Below are 7757 nucleotides of genomic sequence, written 5' to 3'. Positions count from 1 at the left end.
AGTGCGGCAAGACACATGACAGCTATCTCTCCTAATGTATCATATCCTCTGAAGTCCACGATTATCACATTGACAATATTGTGACCGCCTGCAAGAGGTAATGCATTTTCTATGAAATAGTATGAAAGTGATTCAAAGGGAGGTATGATCCCTTGATTTGCACTTACTAATAATATGAATACCACAGAAGCTACGGATATTGCTACCAGAGCATCTCTCATGAACAGAGAAGGAGTTATATGCTCTTTAAAGGTCTGGGGTATCTTGACAATAGCAAGCACGAAGATGATGGTAGTAAGGGTTTCCACAAGTACCTGAGTAAGTGCAAGGTCCGGGGCTGACAGGTATATGAAAAGTAAGCTTACCAGGTACCCAAGAGCTGAGAGAGATATCACTGCCGGCAGATATTTTGGCAACACTGCTGCTCCCACAGCAGCCACTATCATGAAGAAGAAAACCAGAAACTCATATGGCTCCACATTAAAGTTCAGAGTTGGTATAAAACCTGCTGAAAGCTTCAGGAAAGGTATAGCGAATAATATGATCATCAAAACAAGAAGTGCAAGCACATAGCCTTTTACCGGACCAGGCTGCATGAAAGATGAGAATCTTTTCAGAGTGCCTTTTGCGTTGTTCACAAGACCGTCATATACGTAATTGACACTGATCATCGGGAACTTACGGTTGAAACTGTTCTGCCATTCGGCTATAGAGTCATACTTTGTGTAGACTGCAATGCCCAGCAGGAAGGTTACAAGGGTCATTGCAAGGGAACCTGTCAGTCCATGCCAGAGCTTTACATGAAGGTGCTGGGCTTCCATCATTATTGAGGAAGCTGTAGGTTCGACGAGATTTTGCACAGCTATGGAGGGCACAAGTCCGAACAGTATGATCAGTCCGGCAAGGAAAGCTGCAGGTATGATCATAACGAAAGAAGGATCGTGGATATGGGAAGGTAACCCTTTCTCGGGGCGCTTGCCCAGGAAAATGGCAGCGATGAACTTAATGGAATAGGCAAATGTGAACACACCACCTGCCACCGCCAGTGCCGGAATGATGAACGTAAAAGGACTTCCCAGTGCGTGTCCCATCTCAATGGAAGATTCGTAGAACATTTCCTTGCTCAAAAAACCATTTAGCGGGGGCACTCCGGCCATGGAAAGAGCCCCAATCGTTGCAATAATGAATGTGATGGGCATTTCATGTCGTAAACCACCTAGCCGCGTAATATCACGGGTAGCAGCTTCATGTGCGACGATACCGGCCACAAGGAAAAGACATGCTTTGAACGTTGCATGATTAAACAGGTGGAAGGTTGCTGCAGCAACTCCAATTCCTGGTTCCTGATATGTAGTATAGCCGTACATCGTCATTATGTATGCCAGCTGACTGATCGTCGAGTACGCAAGCAGGGCTTTTATATCGATCTGCCTGAAAGCCAGGAAACCTGCAACCAGCATTGTGATAATCCCGGTTCCGCTGACCAGTATGAACCAGGCTTCTGTGCCCGAGAATATGGGATGGACCCTGGCAACGAGGTATATTCCAGCTTTCACCATGGTGGCTGAGTGCAGGAATGCACTGACCGGAGTGGGTGCTTCCATTGCGTTCGGAAGCCATATATAGAAAGGACCCTGGGCGGATTTTGATGCCGCTCCGATAAATATCAAAATAAGGGCTGCCAGGAACAATTCATGTCCTTGCACCATTGATATCAGTGTTTCATTATGCAGGATGGCGGGTATATCGAAAGTGCCAGTTATAGAACGCAACACGATGAAACCTGCAAGCATGAAAAGTCCGCCTGCTGCTGTCACCAGCAGAGATTTAGTGGCACCATAAACCGATTCAGGCTTGTTCCTCCAGTAACCGATAAGCATGAAAGAAGTGATACTGGTGAGTTCCCAGAAAATAAAGAGCATTATTGTATTGGCAGCGAATACCATTCCCAGCATGGAGCCCATGAACAGGAGAAGCCATTGGTAATACCTGGGCAGATCTTCCTTATGGCCCATGTATGCATTCGAATAAGACATAATTATTATGCCGATGCCTGTTATAATGAGACCGAAAAGAATGCTCAGGCCATCCACATATATGCTGTATTCAATACCCATTGAGGGAATCCACTCCACAGATGCCTGGAAGTGTTCACCATGTATTACAAGAGGAACGAAACTGATAACCAGCAGAAAACTTATGAAAGCGATGAGTGAAGCAAACCAGCCAACTCTGTGTTTTATCAACTTCTCTACTGCTGGCACGGCAAGAGCCAGTAAGAATGGTAGGAAGACAGCTAAGGTTATTGATATGAATGGGTCCATGCCTACCCCCATTATTTTACCCATATATAATTGTTTTTAATGATGGATTTGGACTATATATACCAAAAGAATTTCTACTAGTTACATACTGGGAAAACGATGTATATTAATTATTAAATACTTGTAAAAGTAGAATGGACCATGATACAAAAGAAACGATCTATTCGATATGCACCAGCACTGTCTTATCAGAGTTGAATATCTTTAGGACAACTTCCAGTACTCCATTGCGGTAAGTTGCCGTTGCACTTTCAGGATCAACTTTTGATGAGAGTGGTATTTGTTCTGAGTACTTACATCCGCCGTGAGATGCCTTAAGATCAAGGGAACTGTCTGTGGCTTTGAGAATGATCTCACCCGTGGATATTCCCGGAATTTCGGCAGTAACATATATTTTTTCATCCGTTTCTACTATATCTATCAAAGGCTTGCGTTTCCGGACAAAGGAATTCTTTTCTTCAAATACCTCTGTTCCAGATTCGACAGGTAAGCCGCCGAACTCTCTTATCAAGGTTTCACCCTCTGAATGACCTATGACAGAAAAACCGTAGACAAGAGGTCCCGGCATCTTGTTAAAGCTTGGCCCCAGATTTTCTATCATTTTTTCTACCAGATCCTCTATATGAACAAAATAACCTGGACCAAAGATCTCTTCGAAGGAGCCTTTATATTTTACTTTATCCTTTTTTTTCCTCTTATCCGCCATAACATAACACCAGGTTTGAAAAGTCCTAGAACACGTTACTATATAAGTATAACCTCTGGACTTGTATGATTTTCAATATCTTCTGACATTATCAATCAATGATGATAGCGTAAAAGTATTATTGTTAAGAACATAATATATAGAGATAAATAAGATTGATATCATACTAAGCCAGCAGTTAAAGAAGGAAAGGAATACATAAAATGTCCAGAGATCTATCACAAAAAGATATTGATCTATTAAAGCAGGTAGCTCCTGAGTGTAAAGGCCTGGATTGTGCAGGTTCAGGTGCTCCATACAGATCTATCCTTCCGCCTCTTGCCAATCATTTTGCCACCGATGAAAATGATTTCAGGAAAAGGCTGGAAAAACTTGGTACGGAAGACTTGCAGTATTTGCTGTCACTTACACAGAATGGAAGTGAGAGCCTTAACTGTGTGCCTCCCCGATACCTGCAGGTATTCATTGATCTGGTTAATGAACGTTTAAAGTTATCATTAACAAAAGAATCGTTTTTTAATTTTATGAAGGAATGTTAACACATTAACCTTGTCAATAACATCAATTTCTATATTAGGTATTTGATGTGAAAGATCAAGGTTTGGAGATATACATCCATATCAAAGTTACATGACAGCTGACTTATGAGTTAATTTGTACAACATCATATTTGATACAACATTAATATTGTTTTCATGATATTGTTTAAAAAACAAATAGCAGGAGTCCTGAAAAAGAACTCCTTTCCATCTTTGTGATATCAGGCTTTTGCCTGTACTTCCTTGGCAAATGCCTTCGCTTTCTTTACTCTGGACTCATCAGGCTGTCCTTTTGTTGATGGTCCCATCTCACCAAATGCTTTCATCTGCGGATCATCGGCCTTTAACAGCATGTCAATTACAGGCTGGGCAAGCTCACCCTGGCAATCAAATGCACCGAGGATCTTTGCGCCAGCTGCGGCCTGCTCGTAGGAACCGGTCCACGAATGGATGGCTTCGAATCCTTCAGGAACAGCATGTGTCATGAATATTGCAATTTTTTTGCCTTTAGTACTAGCTGATAAAAAATTCTTTACCACTGGCGGAATATCGAACTGCATTATAGGGAAGCCGATGAAAGCAAGATCATATCCTTCAAGGTCCTTGACCTCAGATATGGGCTTGATCGCCTTTTCCCCTTCAAGTTCGCCATAAATGGCTTCCGCTATTTTCTTTGTGTTTCCTGTCTGGCTCATATATGTAACAAGTGTTTTCATATTGCATCTCCCCTATTTTGATTAATTAATAAGTATCCGCTTGACATACATATAAGTTTCGTAAAATATGCGTTATTTGTATGAAAATGTAGCAAAAAGGAAAGAAATACAATGTTTTGAAGCTGGCTTTGACATCTACTTTCCATGTAAAAGGATCACATTTCATAAGAACTATAACTTCAATAATTCAATTTGTTCCACTTGCATTGTTACAATACACTTCTTTCCCAGATATTCGGCTCCCCAGTCCAGCAATGTTTTTAAGACCGGCAGAACGGTTCTTCCAAAATCTGTTATTGAATATTCGACCTTTGGCGGGATCTCCGGGTACATTTTTCTTGCCACCAGCCCATCAGCTTCAAGTTCTCTCAGCTGTTTTGTGAGCATCTTTGGAGATACCTCAGGAATGAGCTGCTGGATCTTATTATACCGTAAAGTATCATTGGCCAGCAGGCACAGTATCATGGGTTTCCATTTGCCTCCGATGACGTTCAAGGTTGCCTCGATGGGACAATTACAATGGTTTAGAGTGCAATGATCACTTTCTATGTTTTGCATTATATCACATGGGTAAGTTACTATCCTGAATGATTGTATGGTATATAAATATAGTTAATCTAAATAGAATAGAAGATTACCCTTGATGGGTAGCCCATTTCAATATGATCCAGAGGCGAACATATGAAGGCAATAGGTATTATCGGAAGCCCGCGCATGAATGGAAATACAGCAACGCTTGTCAAACAGACCCTTGAATCAGCAGCAGAGGCAGGGGCCGAAACAGAGATATTCTATCTTAATGAACTGGAGTTCAAAGGTTGTCAGGGATGTGGCTATTGTAAGATACATGATAAATGCAAATTACAGGATGACCTGACCAGGGTCCTGAACTCGATCATAAAAGCAGATGCCATTGTACTGGGCTCCCCCATATATTTCAGCCAGTTCACAGGCCAGATGCGCCTGTTCCTGGACAGATGCTATTCCCTCATCAATCCGGATTTCTCTCCCCGTGTGGCACCCGGGAAAAAAGCTGTACTCGTTGGTTCACATGGTGCACCTGACGCTGGTATTTATGCAGCGGTATTCAATGAGTTTGCAGGGAACATCAAGAATTTCATGGGGATAGAGACCATCGATACTATCATAGCTGCAGGGTACAGCGAGCCAGGTTCAGTGAAAAGTAACGCTGAATTGATGGGCAGAGCAAAAGCAGCAGGATCAAAACTGACCAATTGAGACATTTTGGAAATGTTAAAGCAGCGGAGGATCCCGATAAACCCCTGACATCCATGGGTTCGTATAAAAAGTAAATTTTATCCGTAGGGATCAGCAGTTTATCGCAATCCTCCCGGACCCATTTCCCAGGAAGTTGTAATATGGCAGTCAATCATAAACCACCAGTATTCTGTGAAAAGTATTGTATCGTCTGTAAAGGAGCAAGAGCAGGCAATAGTATCTGTAAGGCTATACAGGACCTTGAACTGAAGATATGCGGCAAAAATGGCTGTATCTGGGGTAAGGCAAGGACTAAGTTCTATGGGGTCACACCTGACCAGAAAATACCGGAAAAATACGGAAAGCAATGAGCCATCAAATCTCTACATATACAGAAAAATAAAATCTATATCTGAAATAGCATAAATGTATATTTATGGATCCAGACATTGGAATCATCTTGTACATGATACTGCTTTTATCAGTGGGAATTGTGTTAGCAGGTTTTCTAATAATCCTTATCTAATGAACTACTCTTTCCTGCAAGTCTTCGGCTGTGGAGTAGTCACGGATTTCTTGCATTTAAGTATCTTTTTCCAGAACTGTCAATTTGAATTGTGATACGTCAAATAAACCTTTGTCACTTATCTTTAATTTTGGTATTACCAATAATGCCATGAACGACATTGTCATGAAAGCTGAGTTTAAGTTACATCCTATTTGGCGGATCTTTTCGTTCAGCTTTTCATAGGTTTCAATAACGATACCCGCTTGTTCATCAGAGATCAGTCCGGCTATCGACAGAGGAAGATGATATATATTCACTCCGTCTGACAGAGCCAGACCGCCTCTTGATCCGATAAGTCTGTTAATGACCAAAGCCAAATCCACATCATCCGTTCCTATAGCTATAATGTTATGGGAATCATGGGCAACTGTGGAAGCTATTGCTCCTTTTTTGATGTCGAAACCCTTAATGAACCCTATGGAAGGCACTGGATCTTCCGTATAACGGTTAATTACTGCGATCTTGTTGATCCCGTTCGCAGGATCCGCAAATACCTTTCCATTTTTCTTTGGGAGCCGGTGTTCCAGAATATCTGTGAAAAGGGAGCCATCAAAAGCCTGTATGATCTTAAAATGATCAGCACCCGAGTATACTTCCAGTTGTTCCGGTTTGATCTTTTTGGTTAATTTGAAATTATTGATCGGTTTTGATACAGATGACTGAAACAGCACTGTACCATTTTCAAACACGGGTTTTCCGTCTATATAAGTTGCAACAACATCCATTTTATCCAGGGAATTGACAATTATGAGATCTGCCGGATCTCCTGGCTGTAACATTCCGGCATTGATCTTATAGTGTTTTGATGCATTGAAGGAAGAGACCCGCAATACATCGAAGAGATCGTGACCTGCAGCTACTGCTCTGGACACAAGTCTGTTAATATGCCCCGCCTCAAGATGATCAGGATGACAGTCATCTGTGCAGAACATACATGATTCAGGGTACCTCGCGATAAGAGGATGAAGAGTATCGAAGTTTTGTGCAGCAGAGCCTTCCCTGATCAGTATATGCATACCATTTTCTATTTTGTCCAGGGCTTCTTCCAGCCGGGTACATTCGTGGTCCGTACTTATCCCTGCACGGATGTATTTTTTAAGGTCTTCCCCTCCAAGCTCAGGTGCATGGCCGTCAACCGGTTTACCTGCATCAAAGGCAGCTTTGATCTTAGCATATACCTCAGGATCGTCATTCAATACACCAGGGTAGTTCATCATTTCGCCCAATGCAACTATTTTTGGCTCTTGCATCAGTATTCCTATTTCCTTTGCTGACAAACTATGGCCAGTGTTTTCAAATTCTGTTGCAGGCACACAACTTGGAGCAGTAAAATGTATTTTTACAGGTACGTTTTCTGATTCCCTTATCATGTAAAAGATACCTTCAAGACCACACACATTAGCTATTTCGTGTGGGTCGGATACCGTAGCAACAGTACCATGTCTGACAGCCATTCTGGCAAATTCAGAAGGTTTTAGCATTGAACTTTCGATGTGGACATGAGCATCTATGAATCCGGGGAGTAAATATTTATCAAACTCCTCTTCCGTCCTTTGGACATTTTGGACCTTCCCGTCCTCAATAAAGACGATTGCATTATAAATATCCCGTTGGATAACATCTACCAGTTTTCCTTTGATAGTTTGCATAGAACCTGTTTTGGTTTGAGAGTTTTTATTTATTTTG

At 41.8% G+C, this 7757-nt stretch carries 8 protein-coding genes; 3 read left to right on the top strand and 5 right to left on the bottom strand.

Going from position 1 to position 7757, the window contains the following annotated elements; genetic code table 11:
• Together mbhE and AB7U21_RS08750 are read right to left on the bottom strand one after the other, a co-directional pair.
• Window positions 1-2324: hydrogen gas-evolving membrane-bound hydrogenase subunit E (mbhE, locus tag AB7U21_RS08755; RefSeq protein ID WP_428388366.1), on the bottom strand; the 2324-nt coding region annotated here is incomplete at its 3' end.
• A 160-nt stretch (window positions 2325-2484) separates the two neighbouring features.
• Entirely contained in the window at window positions 2485-3030 is a 546-nt protein-coding gene (locus AB7U21_RS08750) for an Hsp20/alpha crystallin family protein (RefSeq protein ID WP_333786467.1), read from the bottom strand.
• 203 nt (window positions 3031-3233) lie between these two features.
• On the opposite strand from AB7U21_RS08750, the gene AB7U21_RS08745 reads away from it, so the two are divergent.
• Entirely contained in the window at window positions 3234-3569 is a 336-nt protein-coding gene (locus AB7U21_RS08745) for a hypothetical protein (RefSeq protein WP_333786466.1), read from the top strand.
• Window positions 3570-3790: 221 nt separating this feature from the next.
• Here the strand turns inward: AB7U21_RS08745 and AB7U21_RS08740 are convergent, their stop codons facing one another.
• On the bottom strand, window positions 3791-4285 hold the full coding sequence (locus AB7U21_RS08740; RefSeq protein ID WP_333786465.1) for a flavodoxin family protein: 495 nt from the start codon (window positions 4283-4285) through the stop codon (window positions 3791-3793).
• A 171-nt stretch (window positions 4286-4456) separates the two neighbouring features.
• Window positions 4457-4843, bottom strand: coding sequence for a helix-turn-helix domain-containing protein (locus AB7U21_RS08735; RefSeq protein WP_333786464.1), 387 nt, complete (start codon window positions 4841-4843; stop codon window positions 4457-4459).
• Window positions 4844-4966: 123 nt separating this feature from the next.
• Here AB7U21_RS08735 and AB7U21_RS08730 point away from each other — a divergent pair, with 123 nt between their 5' ends.
• A complete protein-coding gene (locus AB7U21_RS08730) occupies window positions 4967-5524 on the top strand; it encodes a flavodoxin family protein (protein ID WP_333786463.1) in 558 nt (185 codons plus the stop codon).
• Between the two features lie 140 nt (window positions 5525-5664).
• Window positions 5665-5874 carry a hypothetical protein gene (locus AB7U21_RS08725; protein ID WP_428388363.1) on the top strand — a complete coding sequence of 70 codons (210 nt, stop codon included), beginning with the start codon at window positions 5665-5667 and terminating at the stop codon, window positions 5872-5874.
• A gap of 211 nt (window positions 5875-6085) precedes the next feature.
• On the opposite strand, the gene ade is transcribed toward AB7U21_RS08725, so the two are convergent.
• A partial coding sequence (gene ade / locus AB7U21_RS08720; protein ID WP_428388361.1) for an adenine deaminase occupies window positions 6086-7757 on the bottom strand: 1672 nt, incomplete at its 5' end.

The sequence above is a fragment of the Methanomethylovorans sp. genome (genome assembly GCF_050177135.1).
Classification (GTDB): Archaea; Halobacteriota; Methanosarcinia; order Methanosarcinales; family Methanosarcinaceae; genus Methanomethylovorans.
The sequence above is the reverse complement of the archived record's forward strand: the minus strand, read 5'-3'. Positions and strand labels throughout refer to the sequence as shown.